Source organism: Streptococcus catagoni (assembly GCF_011421425.1).
Lineage (GTDB): Bacteria > Bacillota > Bacilli > Lactobacillales > Streptococcaceae > Streptococcus > Streptococcus catagoni.
The window spans coordinates 39,694-61,304 of record NZ_WPCW01000004.1 but is presented as its reverse complement, the minus strand read 5'-3'; the positions used below and the strand labels follow the sequence as shown (position 1 = coordinate 61,304).

The window sequence follows — 21,611 nt, the reverse complement described above, 5'->3', positions numbered from 1 at the left end:
GAGGATCCTTTCTTTATTTGGCTAAGCTTTTTAAGTTCTGATAATCTAGACCTAGACTTTTTGCCATGTCAGGGTTGATTTTTATTAGGGCCTTCTGGGGTTTTTCAATAGGAATAGCAGAGGCTTTTTTGCCTTTAAGGATTTGGACAGCCTGTTTGCCAGCTTTTTCACCAAGTTCCCGGTAGTCGACGCCCGCTGTCATTAGGACGGCATCCAGGTAGGCATCATCACCGCCTAGGGCTGGGATCTTGTAGTCCTTTAGGATCTTGCCGATGGTTGAAGCTGTTGAGGCTACGGTGTTGTCTGTTGGTAGGTAGATGGCATCCACTTGGCTGGCTAAGCTTGTCATCACTTGTTGGACATCATTGGTTGTGGTCACTGTTTTGACCAGAACTTTTAGGCCTTTTTCTCTTAGGATTTTTTGGGCGGCCTTGGCCTGGGTTTGGGAGTTGACCTCACTAGAATTATAGAAGATGCCAACGGTCTTAGCCTTTGGAACAAGCTTAGTCAGAAGCTTCATCTGCTGGGCAATGTCTCCTGCATCAATGCTTCCTGTCATATTGCTTCCTGTCATATTGCTTCCTGGCTTTTCTAGGGAATTAACCAAAGCGGCAGATAGGGGGTCTGTCACGGCTGTAAAGACTGATGGGGTGTCGGGATCGGCTGCTTTTAGGGCCTGGGCTGCCGGGGTGGCTATGGCGAAATTCAGGTCGTTTTTGCCAGCTAGTTGTTGGGCCATGGTTTGTAGGTTGGATTGGTCACTTTGGGCGTTTTTTCTGTTGATGGTCAGGTTTTTCCCCTCCTTGTAGCCTGCCTGGTTGAGGGCCTTGATAAAGCCTTTTTGGGCGGCGTCCAAGGCATTGTGTTTGGCATATTGGATGATCCCTATTTTGACGGTGCCATTCTTGGGCTGCGAGCTTTTGCGGCAAGCTCCTAGGTTTATGAGGGCAAGTGCCATCAGGGTAAATAGTAGGATTCTTTTTCTTCTCATTTTTAACCTCTTTCATTTTTTATAAAAAAATAAGACCACCTAGATCTGTTCTAAGTGGTCTTATACATGTACAAGAGTATGAGAAAATACACTGGTATGGCATCCACTTAGATATCATGATCTATGTGGACGAGCAACTCAAATAGTCCTTAGCCTCATAGATACAAACATAACGTTCAACGTGTTTGTATCCATGTCTGCCATGACTACAAACACTATCTAAAGAAGCTAAAGTAATAAAGCTTAGTAGTGGTTTGAGCTGTGCTATTCTTTACCATACCAGCACCTCCTCTTTTCTTTCTTTAATTTTTTATAAATTATAAGTTATTTTATGGGGGCTGTCAAGAATGGAAATAAGATTTTTGAGGAATTTATTTTTTTAGGTTTCAGAGGCTTGAATAGTTGAAATAAAGGGATTTTCAACTGCTTATATCAGGTGCAAGATGACAAAAAGAAAAAAATTTAAAAAATAATTTGTTTTTTCCTAACTTTTTTTCGAATAGTAAGTTAGGAGGATTCAAAATGTACAATAAAGTTATGATGATCGGCCGTTTAGTGGCTGATCCAGAATTAATCAGAACTGCCAAAGAAAAATCCCTTTGTAGGCTGTCCCTTGCTGTCAACAGACGCTTCAAAAACGCCGAAGGAGAAAGGAAGGTTGATTATTTAAATGTCGTTTTATGGGGCAAATTGGCAGAGACTTTGGTCACCTACGGTAGCAAGGGCAGTCTTCTCTCACTAAATGGTGAGCTCCGCACCAGAAACTATGATAAGGAGGGAAAAACAATCTACATCACTGAAATCTTAGGACAAAGCTTTCAACTACTAGAAAGCCGAGCCCAAAGAGCCATGCGTGAGAACAACTTTGCCAACGACCTAGCAGATCTGATTCTAGAAGAGGAGGAACTGCCCTTTTAGACTATCCCCCTGCACTTTAGCTAAAAAATTTACTTTTGTGATACTTTTTTAGCTGCTGACCTTTTAAGATTTTCCTTCCTGAGTTTTCAGTCTTCTCCCCCTGTGGCTGAGACCGTGCTGGATCATCTTTAAGGGCTCACTGTCTTACTCTGTCTCAAGAAATCTTGAGACAGAGTAAGATAAAAAGTGATGACCAAAAGATCATCACTTTGTCTACCTTCTAACTTGGTTTAAGCCTTCCAGTGTTTAGCTGGGTCAAAGGCTTGACCAATGACTGCTGCTTCTTCTAACTCAATAATGCCACGCTTTTGTGGGGCATTAGGCAGAGCTAATTCTCGGGGTGAGCACATCATGCCATAACTGTCTTCTCCGCGAAGTTTACCAGGGAAAATAAGGTTTCCGCTCGGCATCATTGCGCCTGGTAAGGCGACAATAGTTTTTAAGCCCAGGGCTGCATTAGGTGCTCCTGCGACGATTTGGACGCTTTTGTCATCTGCAATTTGGACTTGGCAGATGTTGAGATGGTCGCTGTCTGGATGAGGCTTCATTTTTGTAATTTGACCAACGACGAACACTGGGTTTACTGGTGGCTCTAGTTCTTCTGTAAAGCCTTCTTTAGCCAGTTCTTGATTGAGGACTTGGATGTCTTCTTGGCTAGGGAAGACCTGACCATTGCCAGTTACTTGGATCAGGCTTGAAGCTTCAAATATGTTCCAAGCTAGTGTTTTTCCACTGTCTTTGGCATAGACACGGGCTACTTTTCCTCGGCGTTCGACCTGTCTTTTGGTCGCTTTTGTGTCTTCCAAAATGACCATCAAAACATCACCGACTTGTTCTTTATTATATGCAAAAATCATTGAGTTTTCCTTTTCTCTTTACTTATAGTCTGCTAAAAACTGGTTAATTTCAGCCTTTGTTTTGCGCAATTTGTTAACCAAACGTCCCCGTTCTTGACCTTTTTCAAGAACTAGAAAACTTGGGATGCCAAAGATGTTACACTTTTGGGCTAAATCCATAAAGTCGTCCCTATCCACACGGACAAAGGTCATTGAAGGGTTTTGAGCTTCAATTTCGTCTAGGGCTGGGTAAATAAATTGACAGTCTGGGCACCAGTCAGCTGTGAAGAAAAGGACACATTTGTCCTTGCTATCAATGAGTGCTGTTAATTCGTCATAGTCTTTTGGAATAATCATTCTTTTTCCTCCTCATAGGCAATCTCCCCCTGCTTATAGGTAAAAGTAAAACTTCTCCCATCAGACATGACTAGGCCGCCTCGCAGCTCTGGAGCATGAGATTCAGCCAGATTAAAATAGACCACCTCAATCTCTCCCATTTTTGAGAAGAATTGGCGCACTTCTTGACTTATTTTTTGACGGCGTTTCTCCTGGTATTTTACTTTAATAAGCAAAGCAGCTACTGCTAGTGCTGAAAGACTAACAAGACCAGAAATGCCTAGACTTTTTTTACTATTCATGCCTATCATTTTATCATAAAAGGAGGATAGCTGACAATGGCATGATTTTTTTAGGCTCGATACTATTTCAGGACATTCTTGTCATGGCAAATAAGTCCGAAAAATGATAGAATGGTTTTGATTTACAAAGCTCAATTGGCTAACTAAGCTAAAAAAAAGGGAGTAAAGGATGACAGAATTATTTTCAAAAATTAAAGAAGTAACTGAATTGGACGGAATTGCTGGGTATGAAGGCCAGGTTCGTGATTTTCTCCGTCAAAAGATGGAACCCTGTGTTGACCGCATTGAAACCGACGGTTTAGGTGGGATTTTTGGTATCAAAGAAAGCAAGGCTGACAATGCCCCTAGCATTCTTGTTGCTGCTCATATGGACGAAGTCGGCTTTATGGTTAGTCAGATCAAGGAAAATGGTTGCTTTGGCGTTGTTGCCATTGGTGGCTGGAACCCCTTAGTGATCAGCTCACAACGCTTTACCCTCTACACCAGACAAGGACAAGCTATTCCAGTGGTTTCTGGCTCTCTTCCCCCACATTTTTTAAAGGGAGCAAATGGTTCTTCGCAACTTCCTTCTGTTGATGATATGGTCTTTGATGCTGGCTTTACGGACAAGGCCGAGGCCCAAGCCTTTGGCGTAAGTCCTGGTGATATCATCGTCCCTCAATCTCAAACGATTTTAACCGCCAACCAAAAAAATATCATTTCCAAGGCCTGGGACAACCGTTATGGGGTTCTTATGGTCACTGAACTGCTGGAAGCTCTCAAGGATCAACCACTGGCTAATAAGCTCATTGCTGGGGCTAATGTTCAAGAAGAGGTTGGGCTTCGTGGCGCCCGCGTGTCCACCAATAAATTTGATCCCGAACTGTTCTTTGCAGTAGACTGTTCACCTGCTGGTGACATTAATGGCGGCCAAGGAGCCATTGGCCAGGGAACCTTAGTTCGTTTCTATGATCCAGGACATATCATGCTTAAAAACATGCGTGATTTTCTCCTAAGTACCGCCGAAGAAGCTGGGGTCAAATACCAGTACTACTGCGGCAAGGGAGGAACAGATGCTGGCGCTGCCCACCTTCAAAATCAGGGTGTGCCTTCAACTACTATCGGCGTCTGCGCCCGCTATATCCATTCCCACCAAAGCTTATATGCAATGGATGACTTCCTAGAGGCTCAAGCTTATTTGCAAGCCATCGTCAAAAAACTGGACCGTTCTACTGTTGATCTGATTAAGAAATACTAGACTAGAAAGGCTTAGCATTAACTTATGAAAATTGGCTTTATTGGTGTTGGCAAAATGGCTAGCGCTATTATCAAAGGACTAAAAGAAACCCAGCATGAGATCATCATATCAGGCTCATCTCTGGATCGCTCTAAAGAAATTGCTGAGGATCTGGGCTTAGCCTATGCACAATCTCATGAGGATTTGATTGCCCAAGTAGACTTCATCATCTTGGGCATTAAGCCTCAGGCTTTTGAGAGTGTTCTCAGCCCCCTTGACTTTAAACAACCGATCATGTCTATGGCAGCTGGGCTGACCCTAGATAAAATCAGTCAGATTGTTGGTTATAATCTCCCCCTCTTTCGCATTATGCCCAATATGAATGCTAATATCCTGCAGAGTACCACTGCCCTGACCAGCAATGGTCTGGTTGATCATGCCCTTTTTCTGACTGTCAAAGAAATGATAGATAGTTTTGGATCTACTTTTGAAATGGAAGAAGAGGATTTCGACACCTTCACTGCCCTGGCGGGATCAAGCCCTGCTTATATTTATCACTTTATTGAAGCCATGACCAAGGCTGGCCTTAAACACGGCATCCCTAAGGATCTGGCTCTAGAAATCGTGACTAAAACTGTCCAGGCCAGCGCCCAACAAATTATTGATGAAGGCAGCAAACCTCATGATCTCATTGATACCATCTGTAGCCCTGGTGGAACGACCATAGCAGGCCTTATGGAACTAGAAAGCACAGGTTTCACCCACTCTGTCAGCTCAGCCATTGACAAAACCATAGAAAAAGCAAAAAACTTGTAGAATTTTTTTCTACAAGTTCAGAAGGTAGACAAAGTGATGATTTCTTTTGATCATCACTTTTTATCTTACACTACTATCAGTGGCTGCCCCCACCAGCTAAGAAGCTCAGCCAGAAAACAGCAAACTCAGGCATCTAAGCGAGCTAAAACAAGACTTTCTGCTGTGATAAAAACACCTGAAACAGCATAGTTTTAGGTGTCAGACTGTAGATAAACCAAATTTACCTAGACTAATAGGCTAAGAAACTCTGCAGGCTATCAATAAATTTCCTATTTCTGCGAGCAACCGCGAGCTTATTAACGATACCTTCGCCGTACTGAAAGTGTCTAAAATGCCTTTAATATCAACGTTTTAGATACTCGGAAGCTTTCGACCCTAAGGCTCACATCTTAGGTATGGAATTCCTCGGTTTTCTTAAATAGTCACTCCCCTGGCTGTTTAGCCTACCTTCCCCCACCAGCTAAAAAAGTATTAAAAAAGTTGAAGGAAAAATTTTTCTTTCAACTTTTTCATTTTATTTTAATGTTGTCATCAGTATCATGATGATTACAGCAATGGCATTGTTGAGGAAATGGATAATCATAGTGTACTCTAGTTTCTTGGTCTTATGGTAGACGAAGCCTAGCACCAAGCCCATACCTCCGTAGACAATCCAAGAGCCAAGGTCAGTTGGCATGTGAAGGGCTCCAAATAAGAAGCTGGAAACAATCAAGCCCAAGCAAGAATCTAAGCCAAAGATCTTATTAAAGAGTAGGCCACGAAAGACGACTTCTTCCACAATAGGTGCTAGTACAGCTACCAACGTAAAGAGTAAGATGGGTGGTAGTTTGGCCTGTTCTAAGGCCATTTGGTTGGCTGTGTTAGCGTGAATCCCATGTTCCAAGTATAAGACGATGCCTCCAAAAGCTTTGACCACAACAAGGGCTGCGTAAGCTAGGCCAATCCACAAAATAGCTGAGTCAACCTCTACTTTTTGGCCATTTCCAACTAAATTAATTTTCTTGGCAAAATATAAGGTTAAAACTGCAATCAGCACAAAGATAGCTGTAAGCACTAATACCTGCCAGAAAGGCTGCTGCTTTTTGATCAAAAGCATGGGTGCTTGTTCGATGATGATAATAAGTATAGCTACTAAAAACCATTTGATTCCTGAAAATATTATCTTCATTTCTTCCTCCTACATGAGTTTTCCTAGGATAGTTTTAACTGTTATAAGGCCAAATAAGATGAGATATAAATCAATGATTAAAAATTCTAGCATTGACCACTTAATGGACCATATGGCATAAAGGACTAGACCCAGACTAATGACAACGAGTTGTAAAGACAAGATCACAGCACTAGCCAAGAGAAGAATCTGATTGTTCCTCTCATCATAGGCCTTCAGATAGGCTTCTTTGAGTTTTTTATTATTCCTTAGGAGATAGAGATTTCGTCCAACAATAAGCAAAAGCCCACTGGCAACCCCAATCAAAAAACCTTTTCCAAAAGAATGGAGCTTTAATTTAAAGACTAAAAATAAGGTCAAAGTGGCAAATAAAAATAGGAGCAAAGACCAAAATCTAGTGCTTTTTTTGTAGTCGGCTAAGGTTTTTTTACGTCTCCTTCTTACTAGTAGGTTTTGCAGCATTACTTCAACTCCTCTTCTTCATACACAAAAATGTCCTCAATGGCTACATGAAAATATCTGGATAGCTTAAAGGCCAAGTCCAGCGAAGCATTGTAGCGACCTTTTTCTAAGGATATAATGGTTTGTCTGGTGACGCCCACTTCTTCTGCAAGTTCTGATTGACTGATTTTTCTTACTTTTCGGAATTCTTGTAATCTATTTTCCATAATTCCTCCTTTTGTCAACTTAACTTTACATTAAAAGTATAGTTCACTTTACATTTTTTGTCAATAATAAAAGTGTAAAAAAGTTAAAATCTTATAATGCTGAGGCCTAAAAAAAATATTTTTGAGCTCTGAAAAAATTTTTTCACTTGGTAAAAGTGCTCTGATAGCTTTGCCATGGCAAGGAAAAAGACTAGAAAAGTAGCTTAGTTTTTCTCTTAGACTCTCAGGTCTTTTTCCTTGCCCATCAGCTTGGAGACATAAAAATACCTCTTAAGTAGATTTTGATTATTTACCATGTCTACTTAAGAGGTATCATATCACAAAAGGGAAGGGTCGGATTTTTTATTTACTATTTTTCAAACGTTCAACGTCACGCGCAATGCAGAGCTCTTCATCAGTTGAAATAACAAGTACTTTAACTTTAGAATCTGGTGTTGAGATCTCTCCACGGTAACCAAAAACATTTTTCTCAGGGTCAAGCTTCATACCAAACCATGACAAACCATCAACAACGTCTTGACGCATCAATGGACCATTTTCACCCATGCCGGCTGTAAATACCAAGGCATCAGCTCCATTTAAGACAGCAAAATATTGTCCAAGGAATTTCTTAATACGATCAATAAAGATGTTGTAAGCTAAGATAGCATTAGGGTTGTTTTCTTCTAGACCTGCTTCAATATCACGCATGTCACTTGAAATACCTGAAACCCCACCTAGACCAGATTTTTTGTTAAGCATGTTAACAACATCTGCAGCGTCTTTCAACTCAGGATCACGTTCAATCAAGTAAGGGATAATAGCTGGGTCAATATCACCAGAGCGAGTTCCCATCATTGGACCAGCAAGTGGTGTGAAGCCCATTGATGTATCCACTGATTGTCCATAACGGTTAGCTGTGATTGACACACCATTACCAATATGAGCTGTAATGATTTTTAATTCTTCCAGTGGACGTCCTAGCATTTTAGCAGCTTCACCAGCTACATACTTATGACTAGTTCCGTGCGCTCCATACTTACGAACCTTGTGTTCTGTGTAATATTTTTGTGGAATTGGATACAAGTAAGCATAGTCTGGCATTGTTGTGTGGTAGGATGTGTCAAAGACACAGACACTTGTAATGTCAGGAAGTAATTTACGGAATGCACGAATCCCTGCTGCTGCACCTGGATTGTGTAGAGGAGCTAGGGCAGATAATTCTTCTACTTGTTCAACAACTTTTTCGTCAACTAATACTGATTCTTTGAAGTATTCTCCACCAGCGACGATACGGTGACCAACACCTGTAATTTCATCGTAGGATGAGATAATACCAAAATGGAGTAAATCATTCAATAAAATTTTTACAGCTTCAGTATGATCAGGGATATCAGCAATATCTTCTTCTTTTTGACCATTGTATTTTACTGTAGAAATTGAATTTTTCAATCCAATACGTTCGATAATCCCTTGTGCAAGGACTGTTTCTTCAGGCATTTGATATAGTTGCCATTTAAGACTTGAACTACCAGCATTAATTGCAATTGTTTTCGACATTTTTTACCTCTCTTGGAATCGTTTTCTGTAATAAATACTATAACATTATAGCAGAATTATTATGAAAAGACATTATCTAGTTTCCACTTTTTGAACTGACCTATAAAAGAATGAACACTTTCGGCCGATTGAAGATCTGTTATAGGATAAACAAAAGTATCCCCTTTATCTTGTCCTTGTTTTTGTAAAACGATAATAGACTTAGCATTGGCGGGATCTCCAAATAGGGTCGGTGGCAAGGTAATAACTGCCCTGATTTGAGCATAATCTTTTAACCACTTCTTCAATAAATCACTCTGCTCACTCTTAAGAAGGTTGGCTGGGGCTAAAAAGATTGCCAAACCATTGGTTTTCAAGTACTTCAAAGACTGTTCCATCAAGAGATGATGGGCATAGGTATGACCCTTTTGACTGGCAACCTGGTAGCGACTGGCTATTTCATCATTAGGATAATAACCAATAGGTAAGTCGCTGATAATAACATCACTTTCCTTCAAGATTTGCGGTCTGACAGCATCTTCTTGGATAAAGCTAGCAGAAGAACCGACCACTTCAGCAATGCTTTCGGAGAGGTCAATAAGCAGGTCATCAACTTCAACTCCCAAGTAATGGATCAGTTTTTGACTATTATTTAACAGGGTCTGCGCCAAATTACCAGTACCACTGCCCATTTCAAGGAGATCAATCTCCTTAGAAGGGTTTAATTCTTCAATGATGAACAAAAGGATAAATCCAATGCTATCTGGTGTGAACTGATGATTAGCTTGGAGTTTTTCTGTTTGTGAAGCCTTGATAAAAACAAATTGGAAGGCTCGGCGCCACTCTTCTGCGGTCAACTGCAAGCTCTTTAGTTCTTTATTGTTTTTATCTACCTGTTCACTAGCTCCATCTGCCCCCAAATAGTAGGAGTTTTGCTCAATTAGAGCGTCATAGATGTGGGTCTTTAACTCATTTTCAATGACTTGACTGTTTTCGAGGATAAGCTCATAGGCTCTTTCAATTTTTTCAAAATTCATAGTTCTATCATATCAGAATAAGCCTTAAATTGAAAGAATATTAGGGTTTCTTAGGGCTAGCTTTGTAAGTAACATTTACAAATTCGTAATAATAAGCAGAACCTAGGGTTATTTTAATATGGAGTTTTCCCTTATCCAAACTATAAGCAGCTGTGCCCTCTTTAAAATGTTGCACACCACTTTTTTCTAACCTAGCATGCTGAAGATAGGAAACCATCAGGTGGGCCTGTGTATTAGCTAGCTGTGCTCTATATTCCTCTTTAAAGCCATCAACCTGTCTCAAATAACTTTGTAAGATCAGGGTAAAAGCCGAAAACATGACTATGGCATACAAAAGAATACCAGCTTTAACTGACTTTTTAAAAACCATAGATAAAATCCCTTACCATTCCATCCTCCCAGACTATTCTGATTCTGATCTTTTCTTTGCCCTCAGAATGTATCTGCGCAGCTGCTAAGTTCATCAACATGGGATGATAGCCCCTGCCATTTGCAGACATTTTCCTAAAGTCACCTTTTTTAGACAGAGTAAAAATGGAAGCTTTCCCTTCTTTTATGATCTGTAATTTATTGCCTTCGACTTTATAAAGATCTGCACCTTCTAACTCTGCCCTTAGCTGATGGGAAAAAAGTAGCCAACGATCCTGGTTATTTTGATGAAGGTAGTGAATATTTGAAAAGAGAGACTTGGTTAGTCCCTGATACACTAAGAGACTTCCTGAAATAATGAATAAGGCAAGCAGGCATTCTAAGAGGGTAAAGGCCTTAAGGTTTGATTGCTTGGACTCTAAGAATCTTTTCATTCTTTTCAATGATTGCTATTCCTTTATGATTTCTTTCTATGTTTATAGTGACCCCGTTGACAGAGATATTGTTTTCTTTTGTTTGGACTGCCATAATAGCAGCTGTTAAAACTTCTTCACGTTGCCTGGTCTTGGCCATAAATTTCTGATTAACTCTCATTGCATCAAGAAAGAGGCTGACAATGATCAGCAATATCCCAAGTGAAATAAGGCCCTCAAGAACTATGTAGGCTTTTACTAATTGTTTTTTTATAGGTACCACTTCCTAGCTGTAATTGATAAGTGATTCGATTTTCTCTTGTTGCAAATTCTATCCTTGCCAGAGAATGATTGCCTCCCAGCTTATTCAGTCTAATCTTTCCACGGTAAGTGAGCTTGACCGTCTTAGGAAGCTTCAGCTTGCTAGACCCATAGCTAATGTAGGCTTCTGTAAAGTTAAGATAGTCCATTTTTTGCTTTAAAACACTGAGCTTTTGTGAATTTTTGTAGAAGTGTTCAAAGTCAATAAAAAATAATTTTTCTTCTACCTTTGAATAGATAGCTGAAACAGAGGGACTTAAGAGGCCAATGGTGAAGGTAAGAATAAATAAAGACAGCAGACTTTCCAAGAGACTAAAAGCTTTAATTTTTGATCTGAGGGGTTTCTGATGAGTGTTTTTTATAATAAGCATGGTAAGCATCTACTTGATTTTGTGTTAGGTGGCCATTTCCAACTAATTGGGACAATTTAGCTTTTGTCCCCTGACTGAGTTCAAAAAGCTCGGCCTGATTTTCTACAATTTTGACAACTGCCCGGTTTCCTGAGTCGGTCACATGTTCTTTGTGCTTACTTAAATTCGGTATAAATAATAGCATTAAGACACTGATGACGATCAAAACCAGTAACATTTCTAAAAGTGTGAAAGCTTGTGCCCTCTGGTGTTGACATTGTTTGATGGTATTTTTCATATTAGATTTTTCCTCCCATATTGTCATAGATCGGCATTAACATAGCCGCATAGAGTAAAAGGATGATGATTGCTACTGCTAAAAAGATCAGCGGCTGTATCAACTGTGTTGCCTTATGCATGCGGCTGAAAAAATTTTCCCAGCTCAGCTGTGCATAAATGCTAAGTTCCTTTCCTAATTTTGATTTCAGATCTCCATATTCTATCATCAGGCTTAATTCCCTAGTGAAAAAGGGATATTCCTCAACTTTTTGATAGAAGGAGCTACCTTCTACAAGTGATTCTTGCATGTCTTGTCCAATTTCTCGTACCAGAGCTGATTTTTCTTTTTCCATAATAGCTAAGATAGTTGTTAATTCTAGGCCTTGACTAATCAAATTGCCCCATTCTCTTGCATAGTAGGCTGTCATGTAAAGCTTGACAAAATTCCCAAGAAAAGGAAGCTTACTATACTGACAAACTTGGGGTTTTTGAGGGTATTTGCGCCACCTAAAACTAAGTCCAAGCACTATAAGGAAGATGAAAAAAGCAGCCATAAAAAATAGGAAGGGAAAATAGCTTAGGAAAGTACTAAGATTATTTTTGCCCTCTATTTGTGGCAGTAAATACTGTCTTAAGCCAAATAGCATAGCTAGTAAAAAGCTGAGTAAGATAAGAGGATAGGTCAGAACTTCCACAGCCCTCTTTTTCAATTGGGAGAGGTTTTCCAGATAGTCCTTAATTTTAGCCAGGCTATCTTCAGTATTGCCATGGATCTCTGCAAAGCTAATCTGTGTGACAATCCTATCAGGATAGCCTAGATCATCTAGTATCTTTGCTAGACTTTGTCCATTTAGCATGTTTTCCTTCATGATCCTGATCTGTTTTTCTTCAAGTAGATGACTCTTCTCCAAGAAGGCTACCATTTCTCCTAGGCTAAAGCCACTTGTCTGCAAGTTGTATAGTAGTTGGATCAATTGATACTGCTTCTTATGGGATAATCTTTTCCATTTGTGCTTCTTGCCAACTGATATGTCCTTCTTCAAGTAAGAGATCAATTTCTCTATTCCATTGGTCAGGGTCGTGTTTTTCAAAATCCTTCTTGGCAAAATCAATTAAGGCTCCTCCTCCAATTAAGCGTTGATAGGCAATAAACTGAAGACAGTTATTGAGTTCTTCTCTTTTAACACCTAATTCCATTAGGCGGGCATAAACACCTGAGATGCTTTTGGCATGTATGGTCGAAAAGACCAGGGCTCCTGTCAGGCTAGCTCTAATCACAGCCTTGGCTGTCTCACTATCTCTTATTTCTCCAATAATCAGTAAATCTGGGCGATGTCGTAAGGATAACTTGATCAAGTTGTCATAGCTTAGCCCGATGCTAGTATTGACCTGTAATTGTAAGAGTTTTTCATCTTTTATTTCCACAGGATCTTCAATGGTGAGTACCTGACTAGAAGCTGATACTTGGGTGATCAGTTGGTACATTAAAGAGGTCTTTCCAGAGCCTACTGGGCCTGAAAAGAGATATAAGCCCCGTCCTTGAACCTGGCTGGCCACTATCTCATCCCTATCAAACCAGAACTTTAAGGTTCTTTTTTGGGAATAGAGTAGGCGAATAACCATGCTTTCTTTACCACGGTAATCACCAACGGTGGATAGTCTGAGTGACATAGGCTGATCTTGACCAATCTGATAGTCACAGGATCCTAGCTGACAGCGCCTTTTTTCTCCGATATTCATACCGGCAACAAATTTAAAATGGCTGATTAAGCTTTCTACCTGCTGAGTATCCAGTGTGGCAAAGGGCTGCCTCTGATCTCCAATTCGCATAGATATTTTATAATGATCATTTGTAGCTGGAATAAGGTAGATATCTTGTGCCTTTAATACAGTGGCTTCTTTGATCAGTTCTTTTCCTAAATTTTGAACCATTTTGTTCCTCCCTAACTTAACATTCGAAAAAAAAACAAAGTTTAAGCAAAACTTCGTTTTTTTAATAACTTTTCCTAGATGGTGGCTAAACTAAAAAGTGATGAACACGAGAAATCATTACTTTTTCGATATTTTTCTTAGAAATAATCAACTAAAAAATGATGATTCAAAAAAATCATCACTTTTTATGTATTCTACATTAGTACTTCAATTTACAAAGATAGGGGGCCTGTGGTGTTCCATTTCGTTGTTCAAAAAAGGAAATATTTTGGTTTTTAGGAATAATATCCTTGTCCTTAAGCAATAAGATAGAGTGGTATTGCTGTAATTCATCATCACAGTCTTCGCACCACCTAGTTTCTTCCTTAGTCCAGAAGGTGGCTAGTAAGTTTTTCTGGCTATGATATCTGGGAAAGGCCGTTCTCATTTTTTCCCATTCTTTTCGGTAAAATTCCAAGGCTTCTTGCCAATCTTGAAAGCTTTTTTCAAGAACAATATCTTCTTGCCAGCCTTCAATGAACCACCAGGGTTCCCAATCTCCGTACATTTTTATCACTTGATACATATAATAGTTTCCTTTTCTTTAGCCTATTATATCTAAATACTAATCTTTTTGAAAAAAATTTGCTCATTTTATTAGAAAAGTAAAGAAACAGTTATTTTCAAGATTTTTTCATTTTGCTTTTATTCAAAAAGTTTACTTATCACTATCAGCTAAAAAGTAGGCAAGGAAAGCACTAAAAAAGGGCCTGAGCCCTTTTTTCTTAGTTTTCTGAAATGCTTGTTGCTTCGGAAACTGTTTCTTCTTCAATGATTTCAACTTCATTAATAGCTTGTGGTTCAATGTTGCGGTAGCGTGCCATACCAGTACCAGCTGGGATGATTTTACCGATGATAACATTTTCTTTAAGACCAAGTAGGTGGTCTTTCTTACCACGGATAGCAGCATCTGTAAGAACTCGGGTTGTTTCTTGGAATGATGCAGCTGATAAGAATGAGTTTGTTTCAAGGGAAGCTTTGGTAATACCCATAAGAACTGGACGTGATGTTGCAGGAATTCCTCCAGAGATAACAATGTCCTTGTTAGCATCTGTGAAGTCTGCAATGTCAAGTAGAGTTCCAGGAAGTAATTCTGTATCACCTGGATCCATAACGCGTACTTTACGAAGCATTTGACGAACCATTACTTCGATATGCTTATCGCCGATTTCAACCCCTTGGCTACGGTATACTTTTTGAACTTCGGCCAAGAGATAGGTTTCAACAGATAAGGTATCACGTACTTCAAGGAGACGTTTAGGTTGGATAGAACCTTCTGTCAAGAGGGCGCCACGGTTGATTTCATCTCCAACTTCAACTTTCATGCGAGCTGTAAATGGAACCAGGTATTCACCTTTACCAGTTTTTCCTTCAACAAAGACTTTTTTGGTTCTTGTTGCAGCATCTTCTTCAATGTCAACAACCTTACCTTTAACTTCTGTGATAACAGCTTCCCCTTTAGGGTTACGTGCTTCAAAGATTTCTTGGATACGTGGGAGACCTTGAGTGATGTCGGTATTTGAAGCCACACCACCCGTGTGGAAGGTACGCATGGTAAGCTGTGTACCAGGTTCACCGATAGATTGAGCGGCAATGGTACCAACTGCTTCACCAACTTCAACAGCATCACCAGTTGCCAGGTTAATACCATAACAGTGACGACATACCCCGTGACGGGTTGCACAGGTAAAGACTGAACGGATGGTTACTTCTTCAACACCAGCCTCAACAATCTTACGAGCAATATCTTCAGAGATCAATTGATCTGCTCCGATAATAACTTCACCTGTTTGAGGATCTTTAACAGACTTACGTGTGTAACGACCTTGCAGGCGTTCTTCAAGTGTTTCTGTAACTTCTTTGCCATCAGTAATAGCACGGATAACAAGTCCACGGTCTGTTCCACAGTCATCTTCACGGATAATAACATCTTGAGCCACGTCAACCAAACGACGAGTAAGATATCCTGAGTCGGCTGTCTTAAGGGCTGTATCGGTCATACCTTTACGAGCACCGTGGGTTGAGAAGAACATTTCCAAAACGGTCAAACCTTCACGGAAGTTAGATAGGATCGGAAGTTCCATGATGCGGCCGTTAGGTGCAGCCATCAAACCACGCATACCAGCAAGCTGTGAGAAGTTTGAGATGTTACCACGGGCTCCTGAGTCCATCATCATAACAATTGGGTTCTTAGGATCTTGTGTTTCAATCAGACGTTTTTCAAGAGCTTCTTTAGCTTCACGCCAAGTTGTTGTAACAGCAACATAGCGGTCATCTTCTGTCATCAAACCACGGCGGAAAGCTTTATTGATTTCTTCTACACGGTGGTGAGCGGCTTCAAGAATTTCAGCCTTGTTATCAATAACAGGAATATCAGCGATACCCACAGTCAAACCAGCCAAGGTTGAATGATAGTAACCTAGGTCTTTCAAACGGTCAAGGAAGGCTGATGTTTCAGTTGTACGGAAACGTTTGAAGGTTTCAGCAATGATATTTCCAAGGTTCTTTTTCTTAAATGGTACATTGATTTCAAGAGTATCAATAACTTCTTGGATATCTTGTCCTGGTTCAAGGAAGTACTTGTCAGGTGTACCTTCTGTTAGGTTGGCATTATTAGGTTCTTGCAAGTATGGCAGATCATCAGGCATAATTTGGTTAAAGAGGATTTTTCCTACTGTTGTTACCAAAATCTTATGTTTTTGACTGTCTTTCCATGGCTTGTCAGGCATTGAATCTACTGCAATCCCAACACGGCTGTGAAGATGGACATAGCCATTTTGATAGGCCATAACTGCTTCGTCACGGTCTTTAAAGACCATTCCTTCGCCTTCACGTCCAGCATCTTCCATGGTTAGGTAATAGTTACCCAAAACCATATCCTGTGATGGTGTAACAACTGGTTTACCATCTTTAGGGTTAAGGATATGCTCAGCAGCAAGCATCAATAGACGGGCTTCAGCTTGGGCTTCTTCTGAAAGTGGCACGTGGATGGCCATTTGGTCCCCATCGAAGTCGGCATTGTAGGCTTCACACACAAGTGGGTGAAGACGAAGGGCTTTACCGTCGATAAGTACTGGTTCAAAGGCCTGAATACCAAGTCTGTGAAGGGTCGGTGCGCGGTTAAGTAGAACTGGGTGTTCTTTAATAACTTCTTCTAGGATATCCCAGATGCGTTCATCGCCACGTTCAACCATACGTTTTGCTGCTTTGACGTTACCTGCAAATTCACGGGCAACGATTTCACGCATCACAAATGGTTTGAACAGTTCGATGGCCATTTCGCGAGGGACACCACATTGGTACATTTTAAGGGTTGGTCCTACGGCAATAACGGAACGTCCTGAGAAGTCTACACGTTTACCAAGCAAGTTTTGACGGAAACGTCCTTGTTTCCCTTTAAGCATGTGGCTCAAAGATTTAAGTGGACGACTACCTGGGCCAGTTATTGGGCGTCCACGGCGTCCGTTGTCAATAAGAGCATCAACTGCTTCTTGGAGCATCCGTTTTTCATTTTGAACGATGATTCCTGGAGCATTCAGTTCTAAAAGACGAGCCAGACGGTTATTACGGTTAATAACACGACGGTAGAGGTCATTCAAGTCTGAAGCTGCAAAGCGGCCACCGTCCAATTGAACCATGGGACGTAAATCTGGTGGGATAACTGGAAGGATGTTTAATACCATCCATTCTGGTTTGTTTCCAGATTTATTAAAGGCATCAAGCACGTCCAAACGACGAACTGCCTTGATCCGTTTTTGTCCTGTTGCAGATTTAAGTTCTTCTTTGAGCTCTGCGATTTCCGCATCTAAATCAACGCGTTTCAAGAGGTCTTGGATAGCTTCTGCACCCATTTTAGCAACGAAGGAACCATAGCCATATTCTTGAACTTTTTCACGGTATTCGCGTTCTGTCAATAATGATTTTGGCTCAAGTGGTGTGTCCATTGGATCAATGACAACATAGGCTGCGAAATAAATAACTTCTTCCAAGGCACGAGGGCTCATATCAAGGGTTAAGCCCATACGTGAAGGGATACCTTTAAAGTACCAGATATGTGAAACGGGTGCCTTTAATTCAATGTGTCCCATACGTTCGCGACGAACTTTTGCACGGGTAACCTCAACACCGCATCGGTCACAGACTATACCTTTATAACGGATACGTTTATATTTACCACACGCACATTCCCAGTCTTTTGTTGGCCCAAAAATCACTTCATCAAAGAGACCTTCGCGCTCTGGTTTCAACGTACGGTAGTTGATTGTTTCAGGTTTTTTAACTTCACCGTAAGACCATGAACGGACCTTACTTGGTGAGGCTAATGTGATTTGCATACTTTTAAAACGATTTACGTCAACCACTAGTTTTACCTTTCTTAGTTATATCAATATACTAAGTTCTAGAGCCCAAAGGCTCTAGCTTAGTAAAGCTTATTGCTTAAGCAGATCTTATTATTTTTCTTCTATTGTTTCAGAAAGTTCAGTGCTTTCTTGGACTTGTTTTTCACGCGCCTTTTCAAGATCATCAACGTGCATAACATCGTCGTCTTCGCCTTCATCAAGGTCACGAAGTTCAACTTCTTTGTCATCTTCATCTAGCACTCTCATGTCTAAGCCAAGAGATTGTAATTCTTTAACAAGTACTCGGAAGGATTCTGGAACACCTGGTTTTGGAATTGGTTTTCCTTTTGTGATAGCTTCATAAGCTTTCAAACGTCCAGTAACGTCATCTGACTTGTAAGTCAAGATTTCTTGAAGGACATTTGATGCACCGTAAGCTTCAAGGGCCCAAACTTCCATCTCACCAAAACGTTGTCCACCAAATTGTGCTTTACCACCAAGTGGTTGTTGGGTAACAAGTGAGTAAGGTCCTACAGAACGGGCGTGAAGTTTGTCATCAACCATGTGGTGAAGTTTAATCATGTACATGACACCAACAGAAACACGGTTGTCAAATGGTTCACCAGTACGTCCGTCATAAAGAACAGTCTTAGCATCTGAATCCATTCCAGCTTCTTCTACTGTTGCCCATAGGTCTTCTGCGGTAGCTCCATCAAAGACTGGAGTTGCCATATGAATACCTAGATTACGGGCTGCCATACCAAGGTGAAGTTCCATAACTTGTCCGATGTTCATCCGTGATGGCACCCCAAGTGGGTTCAACATGATATCAACTGGTGTTCCATCTGGTAGGTAAGGCATATCTTCAACGGGAACAATACGTGAAACGACACCTTTGTTTCCGTGACGGCCGGCCATTTTATCTCCGACTTTGATTTTACGTTTTTGGGCAATGTAAACACGAACCAGCATATTGACACCTGATTGTAATTCATCTCCGTTAGCACGGGTAAAGATTTTCACGTCACGAACGATTCCGTCACCACCGTGAGGTACACGAAGTGAGGTATCACGAACTTCACGAGATTTATCTCCAAAGATAGCATGGAGTAGGCGTTCTTCAGCTGAAAGGTCTTTTTCTCCCTTAGGAGTAACTTTACCAACTAGGATATCGCCTTCTTTAACTTCGGCACCAATACGGATGATACCCATTTCATCAAGATCTTTAAGGGCTTCTTCACCAACATTTGGTACTTCACGTGTGATTTCTTCAGGGCCAAGCTTTGTATCGCGTGTTTCTGATTCAAATTCTTCAAGGTGAACAGAGGTGTAAACATCTTCTTTAACCAGACGTTCACTCATGATTACGGCATCCTCGAAGTTGTAACCTTCCCAGGTCATATAAGCAACGACTGGGTTTTGTCCAAGGGCCATTTCACCATTTTCCATTGAAGGTCCATCGGCAATGAAGTCTCCTTTTTCGACCATATCGCCAACCTTAACAAGGGTTCTTTGGTTATAGGCAGTTCCAGAGTTGGAACGACGGAACTTGGTTACATGGTAAACGTCCAAGGAACCATCTTCACGACGAACTTCAACTTTTTCAGCATCTGAGAAGACAACCTTACCATCATGTTGGGCAATGATTGCGGCACCAGAATCATGGGCTGCTTGATATTCCATACCTGTACCAACGTAAGGTGCTTTAGGATCAATCAATGGCACAGCCTGACGTTGCATGTTGGCACCCATAAGGGCACGGTTGGAGTCATCGTTTTCTAAGAAAGGAATACATGCAGTGGCAACGGCAACTACTTGTTTTGGTGACACGTCTACAAAGTCAACGACACTTGCTGAGAACTCTTGGTTGTTACCTTGGTGACGTCCCATAACAATTTCTTCTGCAAAGGTGCCATCTTCATTTAATTTAGAATTAGCCTGTGCAACAGTATATTCGTCTTCTTCATCGGCTGTTAACCAGACAATTTCATTAGTCACGACACCATTTTCACGGTCCACTTTACGATATGGGGTTTGGATAAAGCCGTATCTGTTCAAGTGTCCAAAAGAAGATAAGTTATTGATCAAACCAATGTTTGGTCCTTCAGGTGTTTCAATAGGACACATACGGCCATAGTGAGTGTAGTGCACGTCACGAACTTCATATCCCGCACGGTCACGTGTCAAACCACCAGGTCCTAAGGCTGATAAACGACGTTTGTGTGATAACTCAGAAAGTGGGTTGTGTTGGTCCATGAACTGTGACAACTGTGAAGATCCAAAGAATTCTTTAACAGCGGCAGTTACAGGACGGATATTGATAATTTGTTGTGGTGTTAAGACGTCATTGTCTTGAACAGACATACGTTCACGGACATTACGTTCCATACGCGCAAGACCAATACGGAATTGGTTAGCAAGCAATTCACCAACAGCACGGATACGACGGTTTCCTAAGTGGTCAATATCATCTACCTTACCAATACCATCTGAAAGGTTTAAGAAATAAGACATTTCAGCCAAGATATCAGCTGGTGTTAGGGAACGAACCTTGTCATCAGGTGAAGCATTACCTACAATGGTTACCACTTTTTCTGGGTCAAGTGGGGAAACAACCTTGAATTTTTGTATAATAACTGGCTCAGTTACAACTGCATAATCATTTGGTGTGTAGGCAAATTTGTTTAAGTCACCATCAATGTGTTCTTCAATGGATTCAATGACACTACGTGTCATTTCTGTTCCAGCTTCAACTAGGATTTCGCCGGTTTCAGCATCAATCAAGTTTTCAGCAATGACTTGGTTTAAAAGACGGGTCTTAATGTTGAGTTTTTTATTAACCTTGTAACGTCCAACAGCGGCCAAGTCATAACGACGAGCGTCAAAGAAACGGGCAATCAATAAAGAACGTGAACTGTCAGCAGTCTTTGGTTCACCTGGTCTTAAGCGTTCGTAAATTTCTTTGAGGGCTTCATCAGTACGTGAATCACTTGGATTTTTATGGATGTCTTTTTCAATGGTATTACGGACTAAGGTGCTGTCACCGAAAATGTCGATGATTTCATCATCACCTGAGAATCCAAGAGCACGAACCAAGGTTGTAAATGGAATTTTACGGGTACGGTCAATACGTGTGTAGGCAATGTCTTTGGCATCTGTTTCTAATTCTAACCATGCACCACGGTTAGGGATAACAGTTGAGCCATAGCCGATCTTACCATTTTTATCTACCTTATCATTAAAGTAAACACCTGGTGAGCGAACTAACTGAGAAACGATGATCCGTTCACCACCATTGATGATGAAGGTTCCCATTTCTGTCATAATTGGGAAATCACCAAAGAAGACTTCTTGGGTTTTGATTTCGCCAGTTTCTTTGTTAACCAAACGGAAAGTCACAAAGATTGGTGCAGAATAGCTTGCGTCATGGATGCGTGCTTCTTCTAAAGTATACTTTGGTTCTTTAAATTCATAACCCACAAACTCAAGTTCCATAGTATCTGTAAAGTTTGAAATGGGAAGTACATCTTCAAAAACTTCTCTTAGTCCAGTATCTAGAAAGTCTTTGAATGAGTCAGTTTGAATTTCAATTAGATTTGGTAAATCAAGAACTTCTTTGATTCTTGAAAAGCTACGACGTGTACGGTGTTTTCCGTATCGAACTTCATGTCCTGCCAAGTTTTTAGCTCCTTTTTCTTTTTACGATTTGCTCTTTTAAGCAAATAGGCTTCATTTATCATTTGTCCCAAATGTGAATTTTTA

At 40.7% G+C, this 21,611-nt stretch carries 22 protein-coding genes; 3 read left to right on the top strand and 19 right to left on the bottom strand.

Translation table 11 applies throughout. The features are described from left to right. Positions 1-13 precede the first annotated feature (13 nt). Positions 14-991 (bottom strand): ABC transporter substrate-binding protein, encoded by a 978-nt coding sequence (locus HBN42_RS07790; protein WP_165994494.1) that lies wholly within the window; start codon positions 989-991, stop codon positions 14-16. 522 nt (positions 992-1,513) lie between these two features. On the opposite strand from HBN42_RS07790, the gene HBN42_RS07785 reads away from it, so the two are divergent. Continuing rightward, positions 1,514-1,909, top strand: a complete 396-nt coding sequence (locus HBN42_RS07785; protein WP_165994493.1) for a single-stranded DNA-binding protein — start codon at positions 1,514-1,516, stop codon at positions 1,907-1,909. Positions 1,910-2,139: 230 nt separating this feature from the next. Here the strand turns inward: HBN42_RS07785 and ytpR are convergent, their stop codons facing one another. Genes ytpR through HBN42_RS07770 form a run of 3 tightly spaced genes read right to left on the bottom strand, consistent with a single transcriptional unit; the run spans position 2,140 to position 3,383 of the window. Beyond that, positions 2,140-2,766, bottom strand: a complete 627-nt coding sequence (ytpR, locus tag HBN42_RS07780; protein ID WP_165994492.1) for a YtpR family tRNA-binding protein — start codon at positions 2,764-2,766, stop codon at positions 2,140-2,142. Between the two features lie 18 nt (positions 2,767-2,784). Continuing rightward, complete coding sequence (locus HBN42_RS07775; RefSeq protein ID WP_165994491.1) at positions 2,785-3,102, bottom strand: thioredoxin family protein; 318 nt, start codon at positions 3,100-3,102, stop codon at positions 2,785-2,787. Beyond that, entirely contained in the window at positions 3,099-3,383 is a 285-nt protein-coding gene (locus tag HBN42_RS07770) for a DUF4651 domain-containing protein (protein WP_165994490.1), read from the bottom strand. Before HBN42_RS07770 ends, HBN42_RS07775 begins: the two co-directional genes overlap by 4 nt. Before the next feature lie 169 nt (positions 3,384-3,552). Between HBN42_RS07770 and pepA the strand changes: the two genes are divergently transcribed. Beyond that, complete coding sequence (gene pepA, locus HBN42_RS07765; RefSeq protein ID WP_165994489.1) at positions 3,553-4,620, top strand: glutamyl aminopeptidase; 1,068 nt, start codon at positions 3,553-3,555, stop codon at positions 4,618-4,620. 24 nt (positions 4,621-4,644) lie between these two features. Next, positions 4,645-5,415, top strand: a complete 771-nt coding sequence (gene proC / locus HBN42_RS07760; protein WP_165994488.1) for a pyrroline-5-carboxylate reductase — start codon at positions 4,645-4,647, stop codon at positions 5,413-5,415. 514 nt (positions 5,416-5,929) lie between these two features. Here proC and HBN42_RS07755 read toward each other — a convergent pair. From HBN42_RS07755 to rpoB, 15 genes are all read right to left on the bottom strand, one after another. Beyond that, positions 5,930-6,583, bottom strand: coding sequence for a CPBP family intramembrane glutamic endopeptidase (locus HBN42_RS07755; RefSeq protein ID WP_165994487.1), 654 nt, complete (start codon positions 6,581-6,583; stop codon positions 5,930-5,932). A gap of 9 nt (positions 6,584-6,592) precedes the next feature. Next, complete coding sequence (locus HBN42_RS07750) at positions 6,593-7,045, bottom strand: hypothetical protein (protein WP_165994486.1); 453 nt, start codon at positions 7,043-7,045, stop codon at positions 6,593-6,595. Then, the gene (locus HBN42_RS07745) at positions 7,045-7,251 is read right to left on the bottom strand and encodes a helix-turn-helix transcriptional regulator (protein ID WP_165994485.1); all 207 of its coding nucleotides are present in this window, start codon (positions 7,249-7,251) and stop codon (positions 7,045-7,047) included. The genes HBN42_RS07750 and HBN42_RS07745 overlap by 1 nt, the downstream gene beginning before the upstream one ends. A 342-nt stretch (positions 7,252-7,593) precedes the next feature. Beyond that, complete coding sequence (locus tag HBN42_RS07740) at positions 7,594-8,790, bottom strand: acetate kinase (protein ID WP_165994484.1); 1,197 nt, start codon at positions 8,788-8,790, stop codon at positions 7,594-7,596. 59 nt (positions 8,791-8,849) lie between these two features. Next, positions 8,850-9,806: a class I SAM-dependent methyltransferase gene (locus tag HBN42_RS07735; RefSeq protein WP_165994483.1), complete on the bottom strand. Its 957-nt coding sequence runs from the start codon at positions 9,804-9,806 to the stop codon at positions 8,850-8,852. 40 nt (positions 9,807-9,846) lie between these two features. Next, a complete protein-coding gene (gene comGG / locus HBN42_RS07730; protein WP_165994482.1) occupies positions 9,847-10,176 on the bottom strand; it encodes a competence type IV pilus minor pilin ComGG in 330 nt (109 codons plus the stop codon). Continuing rightward, positions 10,166-10,609, bottom strand: coding sequence for a competence type IV pilus minor pilin ComGF (gene comGF / locus HBN42_RS07725; protein WP_165994628.1), 444 nt, complete (start codon positions 10,607-10,609; stop codon positions 10,166-10,168). The genes comGG and comGF overlap by 11 nt, the downstream gene beginning before the upstream one ends. Continuing rightward, positions 10,572-10,871: a competence type IV pilus minor pilin ComGE gene (gene comGE, locus HBN42_RS07720; RefSeq protein WP_165994481.1), complete on the bottom strand. Its 300-nt coding sequence runs from the start codon at positions 10,869-10,871 to the stop codon at positions 10,572-10,574. The genes comGF and comGE overlap by 38 nt, the downstream gene beginning before the upstream one ends. Next, positions 10,825-11,280 (bottom strand): competence type IV pilus minor pilin ComGD, encoded by a 456-nt coding sequence (gene comGD / locus HBN42_RS10225; protein ID WP_268895596.1) that lies wholly within the window; start codon positions 11,278-11,280, stop codon positions 10,825-10,827. The genes comGE and comGD overlap by 47 nt, the downstream gene beginning before the upstream one ends. Next, a complete protein-coding gene (comGC, locus tag HBN42_RS07715) occupies positions 11,231-11,557 on the bottom strand; it encodes a competence type IV pilus major pilin ComGC (RefSeq protein ID WP_165994480.1) in 327 nt (108 codons plus the stop codon). The genes comGD and comGC overlap by 50 nt, the downstream gene beginning before the upstream one ends. Position 11,558: 1 nt before the next feature. Next, complete coding sequence (comGB, locus tag HBN42_RS07710) at positions 11,559-12,644, bottom strand: competence type IV pilus assembly protein ComGB (protein ID WP_207927426.1); 1,086 nt, start codon at positions 12,642-12,644, stop codon at positions 11,559-11,561. After that, the gene (gene comGA, locus HBN42_RS07705; protein ID WP_165994479.1) at positions 12,526-13,470 is read right to left on the bottom strand and encodes a competence type IV pilus ATPase ComGA; all 945 of its coding nucleotides are present in this window, start codon (positions 13,468-13,470) and stop codon (positions 12,526-12,528) included. Before comGA ends, comGB begins: the two co-directional genes overlap by 119 nt. A gap of 199 nt (positions 13,471-13,669) precedes the next feature. Further along, a complete protein-coding gene (locus HBN42_RS07700) occupies positions 13,670-14,035 on the bottom strand; it encodes a DUF1033 family protein (protein ID WP_165994478.1) in 366 nt (121 codons plus the stop codon). Between the two features lie 199 nt (positions 14,036-14,234). Beyond that, positions 14,235-17,870, bottom strand: coding sequence for a DNA-directed RNA polymerase subunit beta' (rpoC, locus tag HBN42_RS07695; RefSeq protein ID WP_165994477.1), 3,636 nt, complete (start codon positions 17,868-17,870; stop codon positions 14,235-14,237). Positions 17,871-17,960: 90 nt separating this feature from the next. After that, positions 17,961-21,527 (bottom strand): DNA-directed RNA polymerase subunit beta, encoded by a 3,567-nt coding sequence (gene rpoB / locus HBN42_RS07690; RefSeq protein WP_165994476.1) that lies wholly within the window; start codon positions 21,525-21,527, stop codon positions 17,961-17,963. Positions 21,528-21,611: the final 84 nt, after the last annotated feature.

Excerpts from the sequence above, each read along its gene's own strand:
- HBN42_RS07750 (WP_165994486.1), bottom strand. The coding sequence starts at position 7,045 with ATGCTGCAAAACCTACTAGTAAGAAGGAGACGTAAAAAAACCTTAGCC.
- comGA (WP_165994479.1), bottom strand. The coding sequence starts at position 13,470 with ATGGTTCAAAATTTAGGAAAAGAACTGATCAAAGAAGCCACTGTATTA.
- HBN42_RS07745 (WP_165994485.1), bottom strand. The coding sequence starts at position 7,251 with ATGGAAAATAGATTACAAGAATTCCGAAAAGTAAGAAAAATCAGTCAA.
- ytpR (WP_165994492.1), bottom strand. The coding sequence starts at position 2,766 with ATGATTTTTGCATATAATAAAGAACAAGTCGGTGATGTTTTGATGGTC.
- HBN42_RS07770 (WP_165994490.1), bottom strand. The coding sequence starts at position 3,383 with ATGAATAGTAAAAAAAGTCTAGGCATTTCTGGTCTTGTTAGTCTTTCA.
- HBN42_RS07740 (WP_165994484.1), bottom strand. The coding sequence starts at position 8,790 with ATGTCGAAAACAATTGCAATTAATGCTGGTAGTTCAAGTCTTAAATGG.
- comGF (WP_165994628.1), bottom strand. The coding sequence starts at position 10,609 with ATGAAAAGATTCTTAGAGTCCAAGCAATCAAACCTTAAGGCCTTTACC.
- HBN42_RS07755 (WP_165994487.1), bottom strand. The coding sequence starts at position 6,583 with ATGAAGATAATATTTTCAGGAATCAAATGGTTTTTAGTAGCTATACTT.
- pepA (WP_165994489.1), top strand. The coding sequence starts at position 3,553 with ATGACAGAATTATTTTCAAAAATTAAAGAAGTAACTGAATTGGACGGA.
- HBN42_RS07775 (WP_165994491.1), bottom strand. The coding sequence starts at position 3,102 with ATGATTATTCCAAAAGACTATGACGAATTAACAGCACTCATTGATAGC.
- HBN42_RS07785 (WP_165994493.1), top strand. The coding sequence starts at position 1,514 with ATGTACAATAAAGTTATGATGATCGGCCGTTTAGTGGCTGATCCAGAA.
- comGC (WP_165994480.1), bottom strand. The coding sequence starts at position 11,557 with ATGAAAAATACCATCAAACAATGTCAACACCAGAGGGCACAAGCTTTC.
- comGD (WP_268895596.1), bottom strand. The coding sequence starts at position 11,280 with ATGCTTATTATAAAAAACACTCATCAGAAACCCCTCAGATCAAAAATT.
- proC (WP_165994488.1), top strand. The coding sequence starts at position 4,645 with ATGAAAATTGGCTTTATTGGTGTTGGCAAAATGGCTAGCGCTATTATC.
- HBN42_RS07700 (WP_165994478.1), bottom strand. The coding sequence starts at position 14,035 with ATGTATCAAGTGATAAAAATGTACGGAGATTGGGAACCCTGGTGGTTC.
- HBN42_RS07735 (WP_165994483.1), bottom strand. The coding sequence starts at position 9,806 with ATGAATTTTGAAAAAATTGAAAGAGCCTATGAGCTTATCCTCGAAAAC.
- HBN42_RS07790 (WP_165994494.1), bottom strand. The coding sequence starts at position 991 with ATGAGAAGAAAAAGAATCCTACTATTTACCCTGATGGCACTTGCCCTC.
- comGG (WP_165994482.1), bottom strand. The coding sequence starts at position 10,176 with ATGGTTTTTAAAAAGTCAGTTAAAGCTGGTATTCTTTTGTATGCCATA.